The sequence below is a fragment of the Sodalis ligni genome, from assembly GCF_016865525.2.
In the GTDB taxonomy this organism is placed as follows: domain Bacteria; phylum Pseudomonadota; class Gammaproteobacteria; order Enterobacterales; family Enterobacteriaceae; genus Acerihabitans; species Acerihabitans ligni.
In genome coordinates this window covers 703,323-725,558 of sequence record NZ_CP075169.1, presented here as the reverse complement: position 1 = coordinate 725,558, position 22,236 = coordinate 703,323, and the positions used below count along the sequence as shown (strand labels likewise).

The 22,236-nt window shown below is 55.5% G+C and carries 23 protein-coding genes and 1 other RNA gene; 15 read left to right on the top strand and 9 right to left on the bottom strand.

What is annotated here, in order from left to right:
• The first annotated feature begins 259 nt into the window (after positions 1-259).
• Entirely contained in the window at positions 260-1,213 is a 954-nt protein-coding gene (locus GTU79_RS03360; RefSeq protein ID WP_132923527.1) for a TerC family protein, read from the top strand.
• Between the two features lie 24 nt (positions 1,214-1,237).
• Here the strand turns inward: GTU79_RS03360 and GTU79_RS03355 are convergent, their stop codons facing one another.
• The 4 genes from GTU79_RS03355 to uxaC all read right to left on the bottom strand — a co-directional run bounded on the left by GTU79_RS03355 (position 1,238) and on the right by uxaC (position 6,343).
• Positions 1,238-1,780 carry a YgjV family protein gene (locus GTU79_RS03355; RefSeq protein ID WP_203522890.1) on the bottom strand — a complete coding sequence of 181 codons (543 nt, stop codon included), beginning with the start codon at positions 1,778-1,780 and terminating at the stop codon, positions 1,238-1,240.
• Positions 1,781-1,884: 104 nt separating this feature from the next.
• On the bottom strand, positions 1,885-3,372 hold the full coding sequence (locus GTU79_RS03350; protein ID WP_132923529.1) for a UxaA family hydrolase: 1,488 nt from the start codon (positions 3,370-3,372) through the stop codon (positions 1,885-1,887).
• Positions 3,373-3,390: 18 nt separating this feature from the next.
• Positions 3,391-4,842: a tagaturonate reductase gene (locus GTU79_RS03345; RefSeq protein WP_132923530.1), complete on the bottom strand. Its 1,452-nt coding sequence runs from the start codon at positions 4,840-4,842 to the stop codon at positions 3,391-3,393.
• Between the two features lie 91 nt (positions 4,843-4,933).
• Positions 4,934-6,343 (bottom strand): glucuronate isomerase, encoded by a 1,410-nt coding sequence (gene uxaC / locus GTU79_RS03340; protein ID WP_203522891.1) that lies wholly within the window; start codon positions 6,341-6,343, stop codon positions 4,934-4,936.
• Positions 6,344-6,882: 539 nt separating this feature from the next.
• On the opposite strand from uxaC, the gene GTU79_RS03335 reads away from it, so the two are divergent.
• The 9 genes from GTU79_RS03335 to GTU79_RS03295 all read left to right on the top strand — a co-directional run bounded on the left by GTU79_RS03335 (position 6,883) and on the right by GTU79_RS03295 (position 13,904).
• Positions 6,883-8,181, top strand: coding sequence for an MFS transporter (locus tag GTU79_RS03335; protein WP_132923531.1), 1,299 nt, complete (start codon positions 6,883-6,885; stop codon positions 8,179-8,181).
• 274 nt (positions 8,182-8,455) lie between these two features.
• A complete protein-coding gene (gene exuR / locus GTU79_RS03330) occupies positions 8,456-9,232 on the top strand; it encodes a transcriptional regulator ExuR (protein ID WP_132923532.1) in 777 nt (258 codons plus the stop codon).
• Between the two features lie 424 nt (positions 9,233-9,656).
• Positions 9,657-10,331, top strand: coding sequence for a DedA family protein (locus tag GTU79_RS03325; protein WP_203522892.1), 675 nt, complete (start codon positions 9,657-9,659; stop codon positions 10,329-10,331).
• Positions 10,331-10,708, top strand: coding sequence for an EnvZ/OmpR regulon moderator MzrA (gene mzrA, locus GTU79_RS03320; protein ID WP_203522893.1), 378 nt, complete (start codon positions 10,331-10,333; stop codon positions 10,706-10,708). The genes GTU79_RS03325 and mzrA overlap by 1 nt, the downstream gene beginning before the upstream one ends.
• A 246-nt stretch (positions 10,709-10,954) precedes the next feature.
• Positions 10,955-11,260: an ElaB/YgaM/YqjD family protein gene (locus tag GTU79_RS03315; RefSeq protein ID WP_132923535.1), complete on the top strand. Its 306-nt coding sequence runs from the start codon at positions 10,955-10,957 to the stop codon at positions 11,258-11,260.
• A gap of 2 nt (positions 11,261-11,262) precedes the next feature.
• The gene (locus tag GTU79_RS03310; protein ID WP_132923536.1) at positions 11,263-11,706 is read left to right on the top strand and encodes a phage holin family protein; all 444 of its coding nucleotides are present in this window, start codon (positions 11,263-11,265) and stop codon (positions 11,704-11,706) included.
• Positions 11,706-11,984, top strand: a complete 279-nt coding sequence (locus tag GTU79_RS03305; RefSeq protein ID WP_132923537.1) for a YqjK-like family protein — start codon at positions 11,706-11,708, stop codon at positions 11,982-11,984. Before GTU79_RS03310 ends, GTU79_RS03305 begins: the two co-directional genes overlap by 1 nt.
• A 397-nt stretch (positions 11,985-12,381) precedes the next feature.
• Entirely contained in the window at positions 12,382-12,777 is a 396-nt protein-coding gene (locus GTU79_RS03300) for a DoxX family protein (RefSeq protein ID WP_214513694.1), read from the top strand.
• Between the two features lie 125 nt (positions 12,778-12,902).
• Positions 12,903-13,904: a glutathione S-transferase family protein gene (locus GTU79_RS03295; RefSeq protein WP_203522894.1), complete on the top strand. Its 1,002-nt coding sequence runs from the start codon at positions 12,903-12,905 to the stop codon at positions 13,902-13,904.
• A 5-nt stretch (positions 13,905-13,909) separates the two neighbouring features.
• On the opposite strand, the gene GTU79_RS03290 is transcribed toward GTU79_RS03295, so the two are convergent.
• Positions 13,910-14,800, bottom strand: a complete 891-nt coding sequence (locus GTU79_RS03290) for a LysR family transcriptional regulator (RefSeq protein ID WP_203522895.1) — start codon at positions 14,798-14,800, stop codon at positions 13,910-13,912.
• Between the two features lie 172 nt (positions 14,801-14,972).
• Here GTU79_RS03290 and GTU79_RS03285 point away from each other — a divergent pair, with 172 nt between their 5' ends.
• A complete protein-coding gene (locus tag GTU79_RS03285; RefSeq protein WP_203522896.1) occupies positions 14,973-15,671 on the top strand; it encodes a pirin family protein in 699 nt (232 codons plus the stop codon).
• Positions 15,672-15,711: 40 nt separating this feature from the next.
• Here GTU79_RS03285 and rnpB read toward each other — a convergent pair.
• Positions 15,712-16,125, bottom strand: an RNA gene (gene rnpB / locus GTU79_RS03280) — RNase P RNA component class A.
• A 25-nt stretch (positions 16,126-16,150) separates the two neighbouring features.
• Positions 16,151-17,020: a 16S rRNA (cytidine(1402)-2'-O)-methyltransferase gene (gene rsmI, locus GTU79_RS03275; RefSeq protein WP_132923542.1), complete on the bottom strand. Its 870-nt coding sequence runs from the start codon at positions 17,018-17,020 to the stop codon at positions 16,151-16,153.
• A gap of 62 nt (positions 17,021-17,082) precedes the next feature.
• Between rsmI and GTU79_RS03270 the strand changes: the two genes are divergently transcribed.
• From GTU79_RS03270 to dolP, 4 genes are all read left to right on the top strand, one after another.
• Entirely contained in the window at positions 17,083-19,131 is a 2,049-nt protein-coding gene (locus tag GTU79_RS03270) for a penicillin-binding protein activator (protein WP_214513693.1), read from the top strand.
• The gene (locus tag GTU79_RS03265) at positions 19,089-19,484 is read left to right on the top strand and encodes a YraN family protein (protein ID WP_203522897.1); all 396 of its coding nucleotides are present in this window, start codon (positions 19,089-19,091) and stop codon (positions 19,482-19,484) included. The genes GTU79_RS03270 and GTU79_RS03265 overlap by 43 nt, the downstream gene beginning before the upstream one ends.
• 103 nt (positions 19,485-19,587) lie before the next feature.
• Positions 19,588-20,178: a DnaA initiator-associating protein DiaA gene (gene diaA / locus GTU79_RS03260; RefSeq protein WP_132923545.1), complete on the top strand. Its 591-nt coding sequence runs from the start codon at positions 19,588-19,590 to the stop codon at positions 20,176-20,178.
• A gap of 9 nt (positions 20,179-20,187) precedes the next feature.
• Positions 20,188-20,763 carry a division/outer membrane stress-associated lipid-binding lipoprotein gene (gene dolP / locus GTU79_RS03255; protein WP_203522898.1) on the top strand — a complete coding sequence of 192 codons (576 nt, stop codon included), beginning with the start codon at positions 20,188-20,190 and terminating at the stop codon, positions 20,761-20,763.
• Between the two features lie 32 nt (positions 20,764-20,795).
• Here dolP and mtgA read toward each other — a convergent pair whose 3' ends face one another.
• Positions 20,796-21,536, bottom strand: a complete 741-nt coding sequence (gene mtgA, locus GTU79_RS03250; protein ID WP_420854151.1) for a monofunctional biosynthetic peptidoglycan transglycosylase — start codon at positions 21,534-21,536, stop codon at positions 20,796-20,798.
• Positions 21,527-22,186: an isoprenoid biosynthesis glyoxalase ElbB gene (elbB, locus tag GTU79_RS03245; RefSeq protein WP_132923548.1), complete on the bottom strand. Its 660-nt coding sequence runs from the start codon at positions 22,184-22,186 to the stop codon at positions 21,527-21,529. Before elbB ends, mtgA begins: the two co-directional genes overlap by 10 nt.
• Positions 22,187-22,236 lie beyond the last annotated feature (50 nt).

Below are 22,236 nucleotides of genomic sequence, written 5' to 3'. Positions count from 1 at the left end.
AAAGCGCGATGGCGGCGGGCAAGTTGACTGTCGCAAATTTTTACATTATTGTTCCCGTAGCAAAGGGGAGTAACTTCTTCGTCGGTTTGCCGTCATTACGATGCTTGCGCATCCGGCTACCGGGCAACCAGAATAGAAAAATTCATCTGCGTTGTAAGTGAGACCTTGCCGGAAGGCAAGGTTCGTTTACAGCCCGGAATGGGGAAAACGGCTGACGCCTTCCGCGGTTAGCCGTTTTTTTTTATGAAGGAAATCGCATATGAATACCGTTGGCACGCCTCTGCTCTGGGGCGGTTTTATCCTGGTGGTGGTGATTATGCTGGCCGTGGATCTGTTGCTCCAGGGCCGCACCATGACGCTCAAACGCGCCGCCTGGTGGTCGGTGGTCTGGGTTTCGCTGTCCCTGCTGTTCAACGCCGCCTTATGGTGGCATCTCTCCGACACCCAAGGGCGGGCCGTCGCCGACACCCAAGCGCTGGCTTTTCTCACCGGCTACCTTATAGAGAAAGCCCTGGCGGTGGACAACGTGTTTGTCTGGCTGATGCTGTTCGGTTATTTTGCCATCCCGACCCAGATGCAGCGCCGGGTATTGATTTACGGAGTACTGGGAGCCATCGTGCTGCGTACTCTGATGATTTTCGGCGGCAGTTGGCTGGTGACGCAATTCCAGTGGCTGCTCTATCTGTTCGGCGCGTTTTTACTGCTGACCGGCATCAAGATGGCCTTCTCAAAAGAGAACGACGCCGTATTGGGTGAAAAACCATTGGTCCGCTGGCTGCGCGGGCATTTACGCATGACCGATCAATTGCAGGGAGAGCGCTTTTTTATCCGGCGCAACGGCCTGCTGTTTGCCACTCCCCTGTTGCTGGTGCTGATACTGGTGGAATTCAGCGACGTGATATTCGCCGTCGATAGCATCCCGGCCATTTTTGCCGTGACCACAGATCCCTTTATCGTCCTGACATCCAATCTGTTTGCCATCCTCGGCCTGCGCGCTATGTATTTTATGCTGGCCGGGGTTGCCGAACGCTTCTCGCTATTGAAATACGGGCTGGCGGTGATCCTGGTTTTTATCGGCGTGAAAATGATGATAGTGGATTTTATCCATATCCCGATTTCCGTTTCGCTGGGCGCGGTGGCGGCGATATTAGCCGGCACGCTGATAATCAACGCCTGGATCAATCATCGCCGGGATACGCGCGGTAACCAGTAATGCCTGGGTCAGGCATCGGCAAGACTATCGGGTGCTGACCGCCGTGGTCTCGTCCTTGAACGGGTCGATGCCACGCAGCTGCATACGGCGAAAACGGATGATGGCAATGCCGTTGACGATAAGAAAACTGCCCTCGGTCAACGAACCGCCAATGGAACCCAGCCACAGATTATGGGTCACCCAGCCGGCGGTGGAGCACCACATAATGCAACGGGTGGTAAGTCCGCGGGTACGGAACAGCGCCCAGGTGCTGGCTACCGTGCCGGTAACCGGCAACAGTTCGACCCAGTGCTTCACTTCGCCAAGGCCCAGCGCCGTGGTCAGGATGATAAAGACAAACATCACCATGATACTGCGGGTGCGGGTGGCTATCAGGGTGCGCAGCGCATTAAGCTCCGCGCTCGCGCCCGCGGCGTTGGCGCCCATTAAAAAGAAGTGGCAACCGATAATGGCGCTGTATAAAGAAAGCTGCAGTTTGAATTTGCGGTCATCACGCTTGATAAACATGGTGATGCCGACGATAAAAGCCAATCCCCCCACTGCTTGGGCGATCCAGTAAAGGCTCATGGTACGGCGTTCCTATTAAATGACGCAAAACTGTATGGCACATAAAAACAAACGGTGCTTCAAAATTGAAACACCGTTTCTATACTAAGGCCAAGAGCGGTTAATTACAATGTTACGCCGCTTTTGAAAATAGCCAGTTCGCGAAAGTCATTAACTTCATTACGCGTATGTTTGCCGCTGGCGATTTCCGCGATCAAATCGATAAATTGCCCCAGCACTTCTTCCATGGACATACCGTGGATAAGCCTGCCGGCGTCGAAATCAATCCAATGCGGCTTTTTATTCGCCAGTTCGCTGTTGGTGGCCAATTTCACCGTCGGCACAAAACCGCCGTAAGGCGTACCGCGACCGGTACTGAACAGCACCATATGGCACCCGGCGCCCGCCAGCGCACTGGTGGCCACCGCATCGTTGCCCGGCGCGCTCAGCAGGTTAAGCCCCGGCACATGCAGACGTTCGCCATACTTCAACACATCCATGACCTTGCTTTGACCGGCTTTTTGCGTACATCCCAGGGATTTCTCCTCCAGGGTGGTGATGCCGCCCGCCTTGTTCCCCGGCGAGGGATTTTCATAAATCGGCTGCTCATGGGCCATGAAGTATCTTTTGAAATCATTGACCATGTTGACGGTTTTGGTGAAGGTCTCTTCGTCGCGGCAACGGCTCATCAGGATCCGTTCGGCGCCGAACATTTCAGGCACTTCCGTCAGTACCGATGTGCCGCCATTGGCGATAACATAATCTGAAAAACGGCCCAGCAGCGGGTTGGCGGTAATACCGGACAGCCCGTCGGAGCCGCCGCATTCCAAACCAAACTTCAGTTCACTGAGTTTGCCCGGCTGGCGCTTGTCTTCACGCATGGCCAGATACAAGGCGCGCAGGCATTCCAGCCCCGCTTCCACTTCATCATCCTGCTGCTGGCAGACCATAAAGGTTACGCGGTCGGGATCGTATTCACCCAGGGTTTTACGAAAGACATCCACCTGATTGTTTTCACAGCCCAAACCAATTACCAGCACTGCGCCGGCATTGGGATGGCGTACCATGTTCTGCAACATGGTGCGGGTGTTTTCATGATCCTGCCCCAATTGCGAGCAGCCGAACGGGTGCGTGAACAGATGCACGCCGTCGATATCCTCCGCCCCAAACGTCTCTTTAAGGAAACGCTGCTGGATTTGCTTGGCGATGCCGTTAACGCAGCCGACGGTAGGCAGGATCCACAGTTCATTACGGATCCCCACCAGGCCGTTTTTGCGCCGATAAATCTGGATCTCGCGATCCGGCATTTGCGCCGGCAGGGTCCGGAACGCCGGCTGGTATTGATATTCATCCAGATCGCTAAGATTGGTCTTGGCGTTCTGGGAATGAATATGCTGACCCGGAGCGATGTTACTGAGGGCATGGCCGATGGGCAGGCCATACTTGACAATCATCTCTCCTTCGCCGATAGGCGCCAGGGCAAACTTATGCCCCCGAGCGATGGGTTGCGGCAGCGTGATGGTCACGCCGTCTATATCCACCGTGTCATTTGCGTCGAGGTCTTGCAGGGCGACCGCCACATTGTCCAATGGATGTATTTTAATAATTTGCATGAAATAACCTTTATGCGTTTAGCTGTAGGCGGTAACCGCAGCGCGCATGCCATTGTCTAGAATGGCCTGCAACTGCTGTTCCACCTGTTCCGCCAGACCGGGAACCTTGAGCAGATCCTGCTCCCAATGCCCGGTATCACCGAGTACGTCATTCACTAATGTGCTTAACGCGATTTCACCACTGTTCACACCGCTCCAAAGCGATTTGTAACGGGTGAGCCATTTATCATCGTCCTGCAACGGATAACTTTCGCCATCGCGTTCGCCGCGATAAAACGCAATCAGCGCGGCCAAGGCAAAAGTGAGCCGGGCAGGCAGCTCGCCGTGTTGTTCACGGTAGGTCAACAATTGCGGCAGGATACGGGTGCGGAATTTTGTCATCCCGTTGAGCGCAATGGATAATAATTGATGCTGGATAAAGGGATTGCGGAAACGGCTCAATACCGCCTGGGCAAACGACGTCAGTTCGTCGTGGGGCAGGTCCAGTACCGGTACAATATCTTCGGCAATGGTTTTTTCCACATAACCGCTTATCAGTTTGTCGTTCATGGCCTCGCCGACGGTATTGAGCCCGGACAGGAACGCCACCGGCACCAGCGCGGTATGGGCGCCGTTGAGAATAGCCACTTTACGTTCTTTATAGGGTTTGATGTCGTCGACGATGCGGACGTTCAGTTCAAGCTTGTCCAGGCGCAGTTCTTTCGCCAGCCACTGCGGTCCCTGGATAACAAACAGGTAAAAATATTCGGCGGTATCGAGGAAGGTATCTTGATAGCCCAGCTCCGCCTGCAACGCATCAACTTCACCGCGGGGGTGCCCGGTAACGATGCGATCCACCAGCGTCGAACAGAAGGTATTGTGTTCGTTCAGCCAGGTGGTGAATTGCGCCGGCAACGCCCACTGCTGCGCGTAACGCAATACCAGCTCTTTCAGAGCCTTGCCGTTATAATCGATGAGTTCGCACGGCAGCAATACCCAGCCTTTATCCGCAGCGCCGTCAAAATGGCTGAAGCGTTCATAAAGCAGGCGGGTTAATTTGGCCGGATAGCTGGCGGGCGGCGTATCGGTGAGTTTATCGTCGGCAACGTAGCTGATGCCGGCTTCGGTGGTATTGGAGAAGACAAAACGAATATTGGCGTCATGGGCCAGCGCTAAATACTCGTCAAACTGCTTGTAGATATTGATTTCCCGGTTCACCGAACGGATGAGGCGCGGCTCACGCACCGCTTCGCCCTGTTCGTTCAGGCCGCGGATAATGGTGGTATATAGACCGTCCTGGGTATCCAGCGACGGCGGAAAATCGGAATTGATGGGACGAACGATCACAACCCCGGCATCGAGGTCGGTATGCTCATTGAGCAAATCAAGCTGCCAGTCGACAAAAGCACGCAGAAAATTTCCTTCGCCGAATTGGATCACGCGATCCGTATATTGACGACCCGGGAAGTTTTGACGGTTTAACGTTTTCATTCTGTATTTACCTTAAAAATTACCCGCTGTCGGGCAATAAAAAATCGCTTGATCGCTGAAACCAGGCAGGCCGTCTGGCCTGCCATAGTTATCAAAGCCCTACGTCAAAGTAGTTTTTCGCATTATCGAAACAAATGTTTTTCACCATGTCACCCAGCAGCTTGATATCCGCAGGCGCTTCGCCATCCTGTACCCAATGGCCGATCATCCGGCACAGAATGCGACGGAAATACTCATGACGGGTGTAAGACAGGAAACTGCGGCTATCGGTGAGCATGCCTACGAAGCGGCTCAGCAAACCAAGGGTTGCCAACTGGGTCATCTGACGCTGCATGCCGTCTTTCTGATCGTTAAACCACCAGCCGGAACCGAACTGCATTTTGCCGGGCATACCTTCGCCCTGGAAATTGCCGATCATGGTGCCGATAACTTCATTATCCGACGGGTTCAGGCAATAAATAATGGTCTTCGGCAGCGCATTCTCTTTAGCCTGGGCATCCAGTAAGCGGGACAGCGCCATGGCCACCGGCTGGTCGTTGGTGGAATCGAAACCGACATCCGGCCCGAGCTGTTTGAACAAACGGCTGTTATTGTTGCGCAGCGCGCCGATATGGTATTGCTGCACCCATCCGCGGCGGGCATATTCGCCGCCAAGGAATACCAGTACGGCAGTCTTGAATTGGGCAATTTCTTCCTGGGTCGGCAAGGTGCCGCTCAGGCGACGGCTCAATATGCCGTTAAGGGTATTTTCATCCGCTTCGCCGTAAACCACGACGTCCAGCGCATGGTCGGACAGTTTGCAGCCGTGGGCGGCAAAGTGATCCAGGCGTTTGGTCAACGCGGTGCGGAACGCGCCGAATCCGCTGATGGCGGTGTCAGAGACTTCTTCCAAGCGTTTCAGATAATCGTTGAAACCCGCCGCCTCGATATTAAACGCTTTATCCGGACGCCAGGCCGGCAATACCTTGGTCTTGAAGCTGCCGTCAGCCGCAATGGTGCTGTGATGTTCCAGGGAATCCACCGGATCGTCGGTGGTACAAATCACTTTTACGTTCATCTGCGAGATGATGCCGCGGGCAGTGAAGTCATCCTTCGCCAGCAGCGCGTTGCAGCGATCCCAGGTCTGGCGGGCGGTTTCACCGGAAAGCAGCGTATCGGTAATACCGAACGGGCGGCGCAGTTCCAAATGCGTCCAATGATAAAGAGGATTACCAATGGTGTGCGGTACCGTTTGCGCCCAGGCTTCAAATTTTTCCCAGTCGCCGGCGTCGCCGGTGCAAAAACGCTCAGCCACACCGTTGGTGCGCATGGCACGCCATTTATAATGATCACCCTTCAACCAGATATCATACAGATTTTTGAAACGGTAATTTCCCGCGATTTGTTCCGGCGGCAAATGGCAATGATAGTCAAAAATCGGTTGATCAACGGCATATTCGTTATACAAACGGCGAGCAAATTCGCTATCCAGTAAAAAATCTTCAGTCAAAAACTGGGACATTTCAGGCTCCTCACCTTCATTTCTCATGAGTTATGTTTCTAAATTGTTGGAAGGTGTTATACCAATTTAGCAGATTTGAACGTTTCTGCCTGAATCGTTATAGCTTTTCCTGCCAAAAGTAACAAAAACTCACTATCTATTGGTCAGCTTTGGGCTTTCGCCCCGGCTAACGGGACAAAATGATTATCCCCTAAATAAAAAATGGTTTTTGTGATGGCTCTCAACTTTTAAATCTGTATGACAAGTTATCGTAGCGCCACATTGAGTTTGGACTCAATCATTTTTGTTGCAATGACTGCATTTTGAGTCATTGCCTCATCCGGCAGGTCGGGGTGCGGGGTTTCCGCCGAAGTTTTTGGGTGGTGATTCGCAGCGCCAGGCGACAACGTTGGCAAGGCGTTGTCGGCAAGGTTAAGCCACGATCCGCCAGACTATAACTACACCCGGAGGGAGAGTCCTCCGGACTGGCTCAGGTATCCGCCATCCCATCATATCTGGGAAATTGAGATGGCGGTTCATACTCATCGGGAGAAGTGGTAATGCGTAAAATAAAAGGGTTACGCTGGTATATGATCGCGCTGGTCACCGTCGGCACGATACTAGGTTACCTAACGCGTAACGCCGTTGCCGTAGCGGCTCCTACCCTTATGGGGCAGCTGCACATTAGCACACAGCAATATTCGTATATCATCGCGGCCTATTCCGCCTGTTATACCATCATGCAACCAGTAGCCGGATATGTTCTGGACATGCTGGGTACCAAAGTTGGCTACGCGGTATTCGCTATCGTCTGGGCGCTGTTCTGTATGGCGACCGCGCTGGCAACCAGCTGGGGCGGCCTGGCCATTGCACGTGGCGCGGTAGGTATGGCGGAAGCGGCAATGATTCCGGCCGGCCTGAAGGCCAGCAGTGAATGGTTCCCCGCCAAAGAGCGTTCCATCGCGGTTGGCTGGTTTAACGTCGGTTCGTCAATCGGCGGGATGATTGCTCCGCCGCTGGTGGTATGGGCCATCATGATCCACAGCTGGCAGCTGGCGTTCGTGCTGGTGGGCGCATTGAGCCTGGCCTGGGCGATTTCCTGGCTGATTTTCTACAAACACCCGAAAAACCAGACCAAGCTCAGCGACGAAGAGCGCGAGTATATTCTTGGTGGTCAGGAAGCACAGCACCAGATTAACAATACGAAAAAAATGTCTGCCTGGCAGATCATTCAAAAACGTGATTTCTGGGGTATCGCCATTCCGCGTTTCCTGGCCGAGCCGGCCTGGGGTACCTTTAATGCCTGGATCCCGCTGTTCATGTTCAAAGCCTATGGCTTTAACCTAAAAGAAATCGCGATGTTTGCCTGGATGCCGATGCTGTTTGCGGACCTCGGCTGCGTACTGGGTGGTTATATGCCCCCGTTCTTCCAGCGCGTATTCGGCGTGAACCTGATCATTTCCCGTAAACTCGTGGTAACGCTGGGTGGTTTCCTGATGATTGGCCCAGGGCTTATCGGTCTTTTCACCAGCCCCTACGTGGCAATTGCCTTGCTGTGTATCGGTGGTTTTGCCCATCAGTCCCTGTCCGGTTCGTTGATAACCCTGTCGTCAGACGTCTTCGGTCGTAACGAAGTGGCTACCGCCAACGGTTTGACCGGTATGGCTGCCTGGACCGCCAGTACCCTGTTCGCCCTGGTGGTGGGTGCATTGGCCGATACCATTGGTTTCAGCCCGCTGTTCGCCATCCTGTCGGTGTTCGATTTGCTGGCCGTATTCTTTATCTGGATCCTGTTGCGTAATAACCCGGTACAGCCGCCTGTTGCCAATATCGAGCCGCTTAAACCGGCGCACGGGTAATAACCATGCTTGCCGCGCTAAAACACGCGGCAAGCATCACTCCCTGTTTTGAAGGGCAATATCCCCGGCCAATGCCCAAAGCACCGCCGGGGATTTTTTTCCTTAACGGAAAAATAAACCGGTTAAAAGTACGATCACGGACACAGTGCCATCTAGGCGCTGACAGGGTTAAGTGGTATAACAAATAATGGCTTCTCGTCAGTTCCATAGTGAATATGGCGACGGACTGTACGCGAGCGGATGATACGTTTACCTACCTTTAAGAGCACGCATTATGGAATTCACAGAAACCCGGCGATTATATCAACAGCTGGCCGCTGAACTGAAAAAGCGGATTGAGTCCGGTGTCTATCGCGTTGGTGAAAAACTGCCCGCGGAACGTTTTATCTCGGAAGAAATGAATGTCAGCCGCACCGTAGTGCGCGAAGCCATCATCATGCTCGAGGTGGAAGGTTACGTTGAAGTACGTAAAGGCTCGGGCATTCATGTCGTGTCAAACCAGCAAAAAAATCTACTGGTCCCCAGCGGCGAAGTGTTGTTCACTACCCCTGGGCCTTTCGAACTGCTGCAGGCGCGCCAGCTGATTGAAAGCAATGTCGCCGAATTTGCCGCCACCCAGGTGACCCGGCAAGATATCGTGCTGCTTATGGATATCCAGGAAAACGCCCGGCAGGAAGACCGGTTCCGCGATTCGAAGTGGGACCTGAAATTCCATGTCCAGGTGGCGCTGGCGACGCAGAATACCGCCATGGCCACCATCGTCGAGCAAATGTGGAGCCAGCGCCTGCATAACCCTTACTGGCGCAAGCTGCATGAACATATCGATGATAAATCCATCGAAAGCTGGTGCGAGGATCACGACCATATTCTCAAGGCGTTAATCCGCAAGGATCCTTACGCAGCCAAACTGGCCATGTGGCAACACCTGGAAAACACCAAGCAGATGCTGTTTCATGCCACCACCGATGATTTCGAATTCAACGTAGACCGGTATATGTTTACCGAAAATCCAGTGGTTCATCTGGATAACGTCGCCACCGGCACAAAATAGCGCCGCCGATTTTGTTGTTCCGGCTTCCCTCGGGGAAGGCGGAACGAGTCAATAATTGTTCTCTTTCTGTCAGGTCAGGTAAAAATGGCCTGAATTAACCTTTTTTGTCAAAAAAAAGCCTCCCGTCTCTGGCATTCTCGCGTATATTCCTCTGTCTCAGTCTGTTTAATTTTGTTACAGTGAAGTCGTTTTATTTACAATTTTGAGCACATCAGCAGCGTATTCACGCCTGCTGCATTTCAGATGCCGTCCCATGCGCAACCCGGTTTTGCGCTTGCCGGACTGGCCATGCTCCTTGCCCCGCCGACGGGTGAGACCGTTACTGCGACTTTATTCTGCTACGCCGCCCCCGTTCCGGACACCTATTAAAACTGCTCTGGCCGCCGGGGAGCAATCTGATGCTGTTACACGTTAGGAATGCTGCATGGATATATTGAATGACCTGGTTCATGCCCTTTGGCAACAGGATTTTGAAACACTTTCCGACCCAACGCTGGTTTGGACCATCTATCTGGTGCTGTTTGTCATTTTGTTTTTGGAAAACGGCCTGCTGCCGGCGGCATTTCTGCCCGGGGACAGCCTGCTTATCCTGGTGGGCGTGCTGATATCGAAAGGGGCGATGAACTTCCCCCTTACGCTGCTGGTCTTGACCGTCGCCGCCAGTTTGGGATCCTGGATAAGTTATATTCAAGGCAAGTGGCTGGGCAATACCCGGCTGGTGCAAAGCTGGTTATCCCATTTGCCGCGGCACTACCATGAACGGGCCCATTTAATGTTCCATCGCCACGGCCTGTCAGCGCTGCTTATCGGCCGGTTCGTGGCGTTTGTGCGGACACTGCTGCCCACCATCGCCGGGTTATCGGGGCTGAGCAATATCCGCTTCCAGTTTTTTAATTGGATAAGCGCCCTGATATGGGTATTCCTCCTGACCACGGTAGGTTTTGCCCTGGGTAAAACCGCCTTGTTCCAGTACTACGAAGACGAATTGATGCTGTGCTTGATGCTGCTGCCCTTGGTCTTCCTGGTTATCGGTCTGGCGGGATCCCTGGTGATATTGTGGCGCAAGAAAAACGCGCCCGACATCGGTAAAGGACTGTAATGTTTACGAGGCTTCAAGAAAAAATTTCCTGGCGGTCGGGACTGACCGCGGTGATGGCGCTGCTGTTGGTGCTGGTGCTGGCGCCCGCCCTGTTCACAAAAGAAACCGCGCTGCAAATAACCCTTGCCAACGAACGCGGATCGCTGCCCGACGGTTTTTATATTTACCAGCGACTGGATGAGCGCGGTATCAGGATCAAAAGCATTACGCCTGCCAAAGACAGTCTCATTATCCTGCTGGATTCACCGGAGCAGGCTTCGGCGGCGCAAACCGCTCTGGAAGATTTGCTGCCGGAGACCTACAGGATATCCCACAGCCGTCAGTATCCCCGCTGGCGGTGGCTTTACTGCTTCAATCGGGATATATCCGCTATCTGAGGGTGGATCCGGCCTCGCCACGGCGCCGGGCGGACGCGTTTCGCCGCCGCCCGGCGCCGTGGCATAAAATTAAGCCCACGTAAAAGCTATAAGTTTTTGCGGTTTGTTAAATCCAGGGCTACGCTTTAAACATACATTAAATATCAGTAGATAAGCTGATTGTTAGCATTCATCTGCCGACCAGGAAGGCTCAGGGACTATGTCCCTTCAGGCCGCCATCATTCGTAAACGTCTAAGGAGTAAAAAATGGCTAAAGACACTACCTCTGAACATTTACGCGCTGAATTAAAATCATTGGCGGATACGCTGGAAGAAGTGCTGCGCGGCTCCTCTCAGAAATCTAAAGCGGAATTCGATAATTTACGCAATAAAGCCGAAAGCGCACTGAAAGAAACCCGCAACCGTCTTGGAGACAGCGGCGAACGCCTGGCCGAACAGACCAAGGTCGTGGCGGGCAAGGCTGATGAATATGTCCATGAAAATCCCTGGGCGGGAATCGGCGTGGGTGCCCTGGTGGGCTTTGTCCTCGGCGCATTATTCACGCGGCGCTGATTATGATTGAATCGCAGACTCAAGGCCCGGGTAAGGGTGTATTCGCCATCGGCCAGCGGATTATTACCATTCTTGTCGGTATGGCTGAAACCCGCCTGCGGCTGGCGGTGGTTGAACTGGAGCAAGAAAAGGCCAATATAATCCAGCTGTTGATGATGGCGGGGATTACGCTGCTGCTGGCCGCATTCGGACTCATGAGCCTGTTGGTGTTATTGATTTGGGCCATTGATCCGCAATACCGCCTGACGGCCATCGCCACCACAACCGGTGTGCTGTTCCTGCTGGCGATCATCGGCGCGTTTTGGACCCTGAGCAAAGCGCGTAAATCGACGCTGCTGGGCTCCAGCCGGGAAGAGCTGCTGGCCGATCGCAATATTCTGGAAAAAGTGCAGGATGAAATCCAGGAAGAGGAACGGGAGCGTAAAAGAGAAAGGGAGGCCAGATAATGTCCCATTCCCGACAGACCAAAGCCGAGCTTCTGCGGCGTATCCATCAGCAACGGTTGGACCTCTCGGTACAAAAGCGGGAGTGGTTGTATGCCACTTACCGCTATGACCGCAGTTGGATCCGGCTGGTTCACCTGCGTAAATATCTTATCGCCGGCTCAAGCCTGCTGGCCCTTTACAATATCCGCCATCCCAGCCGGTTCATACGCTGGACCAAACGGGCGGTGGGTATCCTTGGCACGCTGAAATTGATCCGCTCCACCCTGCAATCACGCTAATCGCTAAACTGCCGTCAGGCAGTTGAGTTTGTTGACAAAGTGTTCTGCGGACGGCTGCCAGATCGTAAACACGCCGTAAATACCTCCCTGTAGGCTCGATCCGCGCCATCCCTGGCGCGGACGGTTTACTCTTCTGGCAGCCCGTCCCGCCTTATTGACTCCGAGTACATTTGTCAGCAGTCTAAACTGCCGTCAGGCAATTTTTTATGCCGCCACGCTTCACTCAATTTATTTGATAGAAATAGACAATTTTACTTGCTATCGCCCTGCTCCCCCGCCGGATACTATTCCCCCCATCAAGCACATCAGGGATGTTAAGCCGAATAAGTCCGCTTAAAACCTGGCGTTACCGGCGTTCATTATGAATGCCGCCATTATAATATCGGATGGGAATACAATGAAAAAATTAGATGATACTGCCATTCTCGTGGCGCGTATTTTAATGCCGATACTGTTTGTGGTATCGGGTTTCGGCAAAATGGGCGGCGGCTATGCCGGCACGGAGCAGTATATGGCGTCCATGGGCGTCCCGGGATTCCTGCTGCCCCTGACCATCCTGTTGGAATTTGGCGGCGGCCTGGCGATACTGTTCGGTTTCCTGACCCGTACCGTCGCGCTGGTGACAGTGGTCTTCGTGCTATTGACCGCGTTTATCTTTCATAGCGACTTCTCACAGGCGGCCAATCAGATAGACTTTATGAAGAATCTGTCGATTTCCGGCGGCTACCTGCTGCTGGCGGTGCTTGGCGCCGGATATTTCAGCATCGATCGCATTCTGAACAAAAAATGGTAAACCGCTTATAATTAAGCGGGTCAGACTGCTGACAGACGTGCTCGGAGTCAAAAAGGGCGGGACGGGCACTTTGTCAACAAACTCGTATAGCCTATTTGATTACCCGACTTAGCCAAGGATACATCATGGGACTGCTCGTGGAAGGCCAATGGCAAGATAAATGGTACGACACCAAATCCACCGGGGGCCGTTTTGAACGCTCGGCCTCGCAGTTCCGTAATTGGGTCACCGTCGACGGTGCAGCCGGCCCCTCGGGCGGCGACGGCTATCAGGCGGCGGCCAATCGCTATCATCTGTACGTTTCCCTGGCGTGTCCTTGGGCGCACCGTACGCTGCTGATGCGGAACCTGAAAGGATTGGATCAGATAATACCGGTTTCGGTAGTGCATCCGCTGATGCTGGAAAACGGCTGGACGTTCGGCACCGATTTTCCCGCCGCCACCGGCGATCCGCTTTACCACAAGGATTTTCTTTACCAGCTTTATCTCCAGGCGGATTCCGTCTATAGCGGACGCGCCACCGTGCCGGTATTGTGGGATAAAGAGCGGCAAACCATAGTCAGCAATGAATCCGCGGATATTATCCGCATGTTCAACAGCGCGTTTGATGCGGTCGGCGCCCGCGCCGGCGACTATTATCCGCAGGAACTCCGTTCCCGGATAGACGAAATCAACGGCTGGGTTTACGACCAGGTGAATAACGGCGTGTACAAGGCTGGTTTCGCCACCACGCAGGGGGCTTACGACGAGGCGGTAACCGGCGTGTTCGCGGCGCTGGACAGGCTTGAGGAGCTCTTGGGCCGACACCGCTACCTGACCGGCGATCGCCTGACGGAGGCGGATTTGCGTTTGTGGACCACGCTTATCCGGTTTGATCCGGTTTATGTCACCCATTTCAAATGCGATCGCCGCAGGATCGAGGATTATCTGAATTTATCCGGCTTTTTGCGCGATATTTACCAAATGCCGGGAATAGCCGATACGGTGAATTTTGAGCATATTCGCAACCACTATTACCGCAGCCATGCCACCATTAACCCGTACGGCATTATTTCCATCGGACCGGAGCAGGATTTGAACGAACCCCATGGGCGCGATGACCGTTTCCGCCCGGCGGCGGATAACTGATTGGCTCAGGCGAACAGCCGGGGGATTTCCCGCAGGAACCAGGATTTGGCTTCCCCCATGCTGTCACGGCGCCAGGCCATGATAATATCGCTCTCCATGCTGTACTCCGGACTGACCACGCGCAGACGGCCGGCGGCGATATCCTCGGCCACCAGCGAATAAGGCATGGTGGCGACGCCCAGACCCGCCAGCAGCGCCTGCCGTTTATCATGCATCGAACTCACCGTTAGCCGCTGCTGCTTATCCAGCAGCTGCACGGTCAGCACCGGTCGTTCCCGGGCGGTATCGGCGATGGCGATGCCGCGGTATTTGACCCGGGTCACTTCGGATAACGGTTCCGGTTCCTGGTGAATCGGGTGATCCGGACTGGCGACGTAGACATTCAACACGGAATAAAGTTTGCGGCTGTTGATTTCCGACGACGCGCGAAAATGCATATCGGGAGCGATAACGATATCCGCCCGCCCCTGCTCTAGGCGTTCCCAGGCGCCCGCCAGCACTTCGGTGGTAAGGGAAACCTGGGTATTGGCCTTGAGAGCCAGTTTTTCAATCAGGGGAAAAAGTTTTTCGGTGGGCACCAACGCCTCGGTGACCAGAGTAATATGGGTTTCCCAGCCCCTTGCCAGGGCTTCGGCGTCGGTGGTGAGCTTGTCCGCGGCCTCGAGCAGTATTCTGCCGCGCTCCAGCAGCATTCTCCCGACGTTGGTGAATTTGGTGCGATGGCCTGAGCGATCGAAAAGGACCACATCCAACTCTTCTTCAAGTTTTTGCATGGTATAGCTTAATGCCGAGGGCACCCGGCCCAGCTCATCCGCCGCCGAGGCAAAGCTGCCGCGTCGATCAATAGCATCCATTACTCTTAATGCTTCAAGCGTTAGTGCTCGTTCTTTGGCCATCGGGGTCTCATTCAGAAATTTTGAATATGGAGACCAGATTAACTTGCTAACATTCCGCCGTCCAGACCCTTACAATTTATACAGTGATTTTAGCGTTACCGTTTCACAAACGCCACGGGCCGGCGGGCGGCAAGCCTTACCCTACAAAACCTCAAAATAAGCAGAATGCACCATGATGACTTACAGAACAGCCAAACAGTGCGGCCATGCGGATTACGGCTGGCTACAGGCCCGCTATACCTTCTCTTTCGGGCACTACTTTGATCCCGACATGCTGGGTTTCGCCTCGTTGCGGGTTCTCAATCAGGAGGTCTTGAGCCCCGGCGCCGTTTTCCAGCCCCGCACCTACCCGCGAGTGGATATTTTTAACCTGATTTTGCAGGGCCGGGCGGAATACCGTGACAGCGAAGGCAACCATGTTCAGGCCGGCGCGGGTGATATCCTGCTGCTGGCGGCGCAGCCCGGCGTCAGTTACAGCGAGCGCAATATTTGCGCCACTCCCCTCACCCGGATGCAGCTTTGGCTGGATGCCTGTCCGGCGCGGGATAATCCGTTGATCCAGCATTTTTCCCTGCCCGAACGTCCGCTGGCGTTACTGGCGTCCCCCGATGGGGAGGAGGGCAGCGTGGTTTTACGCCAGCAGGCGTGGATCTGGCATATCGCGCTGGCGGCGGGCCAAAGCCTGACCCTGAAGCCGAAAGGATCGCGGGCCTATTTGCAATCCATTCACGGCGGCATGGACACCGGCAACCACCAGACGAATCTGCTCACGCTGGCTTGCGGCGACGGCGCGTTTATTCATGATGAGCAGCAAATCAGGGTACGGGCCCATTCATCGCTGCGGGCGCTGCTGATTGATTTGGCGGGATAAAAAAAACCCCATGCCATTGACGGGCACGGGGTTAACGCAATGTCGGAGATGACCGGTAAGCCGGGTTCTGTCGTGGACAGTCATTCATCTAGGCCAGCGCTCGCGCGCTGGCTCAAGCAGCCTACCCGGGTTCAGTACGGGCCGTACCTTGTGAACCCCTATTTGGCCTTGCTCCGGGTGGAGTTTACCGTGCCGCAGACTGTTGCCAGCCGCGCGGTGCGCTCTTACCGCACCCTTTCACCCTTACCTGATCCCGCATGCGGGCCATCGGCGGTTTGCTCTCTGTTGCACTTGTCGTGGGTTTGCACCCCCCAGGCGTTACCTGGCACCCTGCCCTATGGAGCCCGGACTTTCCTCCCCGTAACTGTTCTTTCCGAAAGCTGTACTTCACAGCCGTACTTCACAGCTGTATTCCGAAAAAAACCGGTTACGCGGCGACTGTCTGGTCAACTCCGGCGCGGAGTATAAGGGCTTTTCATTCAATTGTCATCCCCAAGCTGATCTAAGGCATAACGATAGAGCGCATTTTTTTTCACGCCGTGGATTTCGGCGGCCAGAGCGGCGGCTTTATTCAGCGGCAGCTCTTTTTGCAACAGGGCCAGGGTACGCAGCGATTCCGGCGGCAACGCATCTTCCTGCGGGTGGAATCCTTCCACAATCAGCACCATTTCGCCCCGTGAGCGGTTTTCATCCTCCAGGACCCAGGCCAGCAATTCTCCCACCGGCGCGCCGTGGATATTTTCCCAGGTCTTGGTCAGCTCCCGCGCCAGCACCACATACCGTTCCGGCCCCCATACCGCCTCCATGTCCTGCAGGCTCTCCAGCAAGCGGTGGGTGGACTCGTAAAAGATCAGGGTGCGCGGTTCGTGTTCCAGGGCCCGCAGGCTGTCCTGCCTGCCTTTGCGTTTGGCCGGCAGAAAACCTTCGTAACAAAAACGATCGGAGGGCAGTCCGGCGGCGGACAGCGCGGTAATGGCGGCGCAGGGCCCCGGCAACGGCACCACGCGGATACCGGCGTCACGGCAGCGGCGCACCAGATGATAGCCCGGATCGTTAATCAGCGGCGTGCCTGCATCTGAAACCAGCGCTATACTCTGTCCTTCTTGCAGTTTCGCCAGTAATACTTCCGCTTTTTGCTGTTCGTTATGATCATGTAACGCGAACAAGCGCGCATTTATGGCAAAATGTTGTAACAATAAGCCGGTATGACGGGTATCTTCTGCGGCAATCAAATCAACACGCTGAAGTATCGACAGCGCCCGTTGGGTGATGTCTTCCAGATTACCAATGGGAGTCGGTACCACATAAAGCGTTGATGCGGAAATATCCGCTTGTTGGTGTTGATTCATTGTCTCATCCGGATTGCCGATTTAATATTGAGCATCTTGAAAAAAACATCACTGGACACAGTATGCTTTCCTCATATGTCATGAGTTTTAAAACAGGGCGTTTTATACCCGCCGTGCTGGTCGCACTGATCCTGGCCGCCTGTTCCGGCCAGACACCGCAAACCCCTTCCGGCACGGCTCAGATCAAAACCGGCGCCAACGCCGATTATTATTTGCAGCAAATGCAGCAGGCAGGCAATGATAGCAAGACCGACTACCAATTACTCGCCATACGGGCACTTATCAACGAAGGCCGCCTCGATCAGGCGCAGCAGCAGCTCGGCACGCTACCCCAACAGCTGAGCGATGTCCAACAACATGAACAACTCCTGCTGTCCGCCGAACTGGCGGTGGCGCAAAAGCGTCCGCAGGACGCCGCGGCCATCACGCAAAAAATGGACAGCAGCCAGCTGACGCCCGATCAGCAGGCGCGCTATTATCAGGTGCAAATCGCCGCGGGCCAGTCGCAGCCGTCCCTGGATGTGATCCGCGCCTATATCGCCCAGGAACCCTTGCTCAAGGACCAGGCGCATCAGCAAAATATCGATGCGACCTGGCAAACGCTGCTGGCCATGTCGGCGCAGTCCCAGACCAACCTCGTCATCAACGCCAATGAAAACGTCCTGCAGGGCTGGCTGGATTTGCAGCATGTTTATCAGGACAACAAGCAGGATCCGTCACTGCTGAAAGCCGGCATCAAGGACTGGCAGACCCGCTACCCGCAAAACCCGGCGGCCAAGACCCTGCCGACACAGCTGAACCAGGTCCTGAACTACCAGCCCACGTCCACCGGGCAAATTGCGTTGTTTTTACCGATGAGCGGCCAGGCGCAGGTGTTCTCCGACGCTATCCAGCAGGGTTTTAACGCCGCCAGGAACGGCGCGGCGGAGCCCCCAGCCGGCCCCTGCCGGCGGTCAATCCCCGCCGATGGCGCGCAGGTTGCCGCAGCGGCCCAACCGCAGGGCGCCGTCACCGCGGCCACGCCGGATACCGCGGCGGCCCCACCGCAGGGCGCCGTCACCACGGCCGCGCCGGATGCCGCGGCGAACCCGCCCTTGGCAACTGCCCCCGTGGGATCCGCCGCCGGCCCGCAGATAAAAATCTACGATACTTCCGCACAGCCGCTGCCGGCATTACTGGCCCAGGCACAGCAGGACGGCGCCACCGTCATCGTCGGCCCGCTGCTGAAAAACGAAGTGGAACAGCTTTACACCAGCCAGAACAGCCTGAATATCCTGGCGCTTAACCAACCTGAAAACCTGCAAAACCGGCCGAATATCTGTTATTTTTCGTTATCTCCGGAAGACGAGGCCCGGGACGCGGCGAACCATATTTTCCAGCAGCACAGGCAACAACCCCTGCTGCTGGTGCCCACCGGTTCGCTGGGAGATCGGATCGTCAAGGCCTTCGCCGACGCCTGGAGCAAAGCGGGCGGCGGTACGGTGCTGGAGCAGCGCATCGGCTCTATGGGTGATTTGAAACAGGCCATCAACAGCGGCGGCATCCAGCTTACCGGCCAGCCGGTCTCCACCGCCCCGGCGGCGGCGGCCCAGCCGCAGGCGGTCACCATCGCCGGCCTGACCATCCCGGCCCCGCCCAGCGATGCCGCCGTCTCTCCTTCCGCCACCGGTGGTCCGGTGGATGCGGTCTATATCATCGCAACGCCGTCTGAATTGGCGTTAATCAAACCCTCCATCGATATGCGCGTCAGTTCGCGCTCGCAGTTGGGGCTGTACGCCAGCTCGCGCAGCTACCAGGCCGATGCCGGTCCGGATTACCGTCTGGAAATGGAAGGGCTGGAGTTCAGCGATATCCCGCTGCTGGCGGGATCGAACCCGGCCTTGCTGCAGCAAGTCAGCGCCCAGTTCAAGGAAGATTATTCCCTGGTGCGTTTGTATGCCATGGGGATGGATGCCTGGACTTTAGTAAACCATTTCTCACAAATGCGTCAAATTCCCGGTTTCCAGGTCTCAGGCGACACCGGCGTGCTGACGGCGACGCCGGATTGTGTTATTAACAGGAAGTTATCTTGGCTGAAATATCAACAGGGACAAATCACGCAGATTATGTAAATCGACAGCAGGCGGGCGCGCGGGCGGAAGACCGGGCGCGCCGCCATCTTGAAAACGCGGGATTGCGTTTTATCGCCGCCAATATGCGGGTGCGCGGCGGCGAGATCGATTTAATCATGAAAGATCAACACACCTGGGTGTTTGTCGAGGTGCGCTATCGACGCGATAACGCTTTCGGCAACGCCGCCGAGAGCGTCACTCCTCGCAAGCAGCGCCGTTTACTGCTCGCGGCAGCGGTTTGGCTGTCGCGCCAGGGCGGGAGCCTAGACACATCCGCTTGCCGTTTCGATATTTTGGCAATTACCGGTAACCGGCTAGAATGGCTGCAAAACGCCTTCGGCGCATCGGGTTAATATACCCTAAATCATTCGAGCTGCGGGAAGGCGGCAACGCACCTGCAACTTGAAGTATGCCGGGTATAACCGTTTCCTCCATTACTTATTAGGTTCAACGACTGTGCTGGAAAGAATAAAAGGCTGTTTCACCGAAAGTATACAAACCCAAATCGCGGCGGCGGAGGCCTTGCCCGACGCGATTTCACGCGCCGCCACCGCCCTGGTGCACGCGCTGCTCAACGGCAACAAGATTTTATGCTGCGGCAACGGCACCTCCGCCGCCAACGCTCAGCATTTCGCCGCCAGCATGATCAATCGCTACGAAACCGAGCGGCCGAGTCTGCCCGCGGTCGCCCTGAACGCGGACAGCGTGGTGCTTACCGCCATCGCCAACGATCGCCTGCAACAGGAAGTCTATGCCAAGCAGGTGCGCGCCCTCGGCCAGGCCGGCGATATTCTGCTGGCTATCTCCACGCGCGGCAACAGCCGTGATATTGTGAAAGCGGTGGAAGCCGCGGTGACCCGGGATATGACCATTATTGCCCTGACGGGATACGACGGCGGCGAACTGGCCGGATTGCTCGGTCCCCAGGACGTTGAAATCCGAATTCCCTCCCACCGCAGCGCGCGCATACAGGAAATGCACATGCTGACGGTGAATTGTTTATGTGATTTGATCGATAATTCATTGTTTCCTCACCAGGACGATTAAGGAGCTCAAATGAAGGTGCATTACCCATTTGTACTGCTATTCACCGCCCTGCTGCTTCAGGGATGCGTCGGTGCTGTCGTGGTCGGCAGCGCCGCGGTGGCGACCAAATCCGCCACCGACCCGCGCACCGTAGGCACCCAGGTCGATGACGGCACGCTGGAAGCGCGCGTGGGCAACGCTTTGGCTAAAGATCAGCAGATCAAGAAAGAAGCCCGCATCGTGGCAACCGCCTATCAAGGCAAAGTCTTGTTAACCGGTCAGGCGCCCACCACCGAACTGGCCAACCGCGCCAAACAAATCGCCATCGGCGTCGATGGCGCCACCGAGGTGTATAACGAAATTCGCCAGGGCCAGCCGGTAAGCATGGGACGTGCTTCCATGGACACCTGGATTACCACCAAAATTCGTTCGCAGCTGCTGGCCAGCGACTCGGTGAAATCATCCAACGTGAAGGTCACGACGGAAAACGGCGAGGTGTTTTTACTGGGGCTGGTGACCAATAAAGAGGCCCAGTCGGCGGCGGAAATCGCCAGCCGGGTCAGCGGCGTACAGCACGTCACTACCGCCTTTACCATTCTGAAATAACATCATGTCCCCCGCCGCCGCGGCGGGGCCGGCTAACGAAGATGGTTTTCCCGCAAAAATTGTTCCCCGCCCATTTGGCGCATCTGCCGCAATATCCACTGCTGGCGCATCTGCACATAGCGCGAGGGCGCTTCGGCGCGGAAATGCAGCGGATTGGGTAATACCGCCGCGAGCAGCGCAGCCTCCGATGGGGTCAGGCGTGCGGCGGGCTTATGAAAATAGCGCTGCGACGCGGCCTCGACCCCAAAGGTGCCGCGACCGAATTCCGCAACGTTTAAATAGACCGTCAAAATACGCCGTTTGGTCCAGACCGTTTCCATCGCCAGGGTTAAACCGGCCTCCAGCCCTTTTCTGAAGTAGCTGCGTCCGTCCCACAGCAGCAGATTTTTCGCCGTTTGCTGCGACAGGGTGGAGGCGCCGCGGATGCGTTGGCTGCGCTCATTGTGGGCGGCGGCGGCCTGTATGGCTTCAATGTCAAATCCCCAGTGCCAGGGGAATTTTTGATCTTCCGCCGCAATCACCGCCAGCGCCATGGACGGTGCGATGTCATCCATCGCCACCCAGCGGGAGTGGGCCACATAACCGCCGTCGCCGCGCAGCCAGGCCCCCAGCTGGCGCTCCGCCATTACCGCCGAGAAAGGCACCGGCACAAAGGAGAAGAGCAGAATGGCGGCCACCCAGAGAACAAGAATGGTCCCGCAGCCAATCAGCAGCCACCGCGCGCATCGGCGAAATAGTCCGGATTTTCCGCCGGACCGAAACCTCACTCGCACAATGCCAATACCCGGGATACCAGTTTATCGATACCTTTAGCCAGATCGGCGAGGGAGGTGGCCAGCATATAGCCCGGGGTGGTGACCACTTTGTTTGCGGCATCCAGCACGATATCGTCCACCGGGCAGATAACATGGGTCGCGCCCATATCATCGATCATCTCCGCCGTATCGCTGTCGGTGCCGATGGTTAACCGCAGAGGTTCGGGGGTGTCGATGAGTTTCGGCAATAGCGCCGGGGCGATGCAAATAAAGCCAATTGCTTTATTTTGCTTATGTATTTGGCGGGTCAGCTGTCGTAAATCGGCATCGACTTCTCCCTCGATTCCCCTTAAGGCAATATCGCTGAGGTTGCGTACGGCACCAAAACCGCCGGGCACAATCAGGGCATCGAGCTTATCCGCATCCGCCTCGGAAAGGGGGTGGATTTTACCCCTGGCCAGGCGCGCGGACTCCACCAGCATGTTGCGTTTCTCCGTCATTTCTTCACCGGAAAGATGATTAATCACAATAGGTTGCATCTTATCCGGCGCAAAACATATTACTTCGGCACCCGCCCGTTCGAGAGCCAGCAGCGTTAGTACCGTTTCATGTATTTCGCTGCCGTCATACACACCACAGCCGCTTAAAACGAGGCCCACACGTTTCATAGAAATCTCTCTTCTGTCATGGCGGTCAAAATCTTATTTCTATTGACAAA

Excerpts from the sequence above, each read along its gene's own strand:
- GTU79_RS03360 (WP_132923527.1), top strand. The coding sequence starts at position 260 with ATGAATACCGTTGGCACGCCTCTGCTCTGGGGCGGTTTTATCCTGGTG.
- GTU79_RS03355 (WP_203522890.1), bottom strand. The coding sequence starts at position 1,780 with ATGAGCCTTTACTGGATCGCCCAAGCAGTGGGGGGATTGGCTTTTATC.
- GTU79_RS03350 (WP_132923529.1), bottom strand. The coding sequence starts at position 3,372 with ATGCAAATTATTAAAATACATCCATTGGACAATGTGGCGGTCGCCCTG.
- GTU79_RS03345 (WP_132923530.1), bottom strand. The coding sequence starts at position 4,842 with ATGAAAACGTTAAACCGTCAAAACTTCCCGGGTCGTCAATATACGGAT.
- uxaC (WP_203522891.1), bottom strand. The coding sequence starts at position 6,343 with ATGTCCCAGTTTTTGACTGAAGATTTTTTACTGGATAGCGAATTTGCT.
- GTU79_RS03335 (WP_132923531.1), top strand. The coding sequence starts at position 6,883 with ATGCGTAAAATAAAAGGGTTACGCTGGTATATGATCGCGCTGGTCACC.
- exuR (WP_132923532.1), top strand. The coding sequence starts at position 8,456 with ATGGAATTCACAGAAACCCGGCGATTATATCAACAGCTGGCCGCTGAA.
- GTU79_RS03325 (WP_203522892.1), top strand. The coding sequence starts at position 9,657 with ATGGATATATTGAATGACCTGGTTCATGCCCTTTGGCAACAGGATTTT.
- mzrA (WP_203522893.1), top strand. The coding sequence starts at position 10,331 with ATGTTTACGAGGCTTCAAGAAAAAATTTCCTGGCGGTCGGGACTGACC.
- GTU79_RS03315 (WP_132923535.1), top strand. The coding sequence starts at position 10,955 with ATGGCTAAAGACACTACCTCTGAACATTTACGCGCTGAATTAAAATCA.
- GTU79_RS03310 (WP_132923536.1), top strand. The coding sequence starts at position 11,263 with ATGATTGAATCGCAGACTCAAGGCCCGGGTAAGGGTGTATTCGCCATC.
- GTU79_RS03305 (WP_132923537.1), top strand. The coding sequence starts at position 11,706 with ATGTCCCATTCCCGACAGACCAAAGCCGAGCTTCTGCGGCGTATCCAT.
- GTU79_RS03300 (WP_214513694.1), top strand. The coding sequence starts at position 12,382 with ATGAAAAAATTAGATGATACTGCCATTCTCGTGGCGCGTATTTTAATG.
- GTU79_RS03295 (WP_203522894.1), top strand. The coding sequence starts at position 12,903 with ATGGGACTGCTCGTGGAAGGCCAATGGCAAGATAAATGGTACGACACC.
- GTU79_RS03290 (WP_203522895.1), bottom strand. The coding sequence starts at position 14,800 with ATGGCCAAAGAACGAGCACTAACGCTTGAAGCATTAAGAGTAATGGAT.
- GTU79_RS03285 (WP_203522896.1), top strand. The coding sequence starts at position 14,973 with ATGATGACTTACAGAACAGCCAAACAGTGCGGCCATGCGGATTACGGC.
- rsmI (WP_132923542.1), bottom strand. The coding sequence starts at position 17,020 with ATGAATCAACACCAACAAGCGGATATTTCCGCATCAACGCTTTATGTG.
- GTU79_RS03270 (WP_214513693.1), top strand. The coding sequence starts at position 17,083 with ATGCTTTCCTCATATGTCATGAGTTTTAAAACAGGGCGTTTTATACCC.
- dolP (WP_203522898.1), top strand. The coding sequence starts at position 20,188 with ATGAAGGTGCATTACCCATTTGTACTGCTATTCACCGCCCTGCTGCTT.
- elbB (WP_132923548.1), bottom strand. The coding sequence starts at position 22,186 with ATGAAACGTGTGGGCCTCGTTTTAAGCGGCTGTGGTGTGTATGACGGC.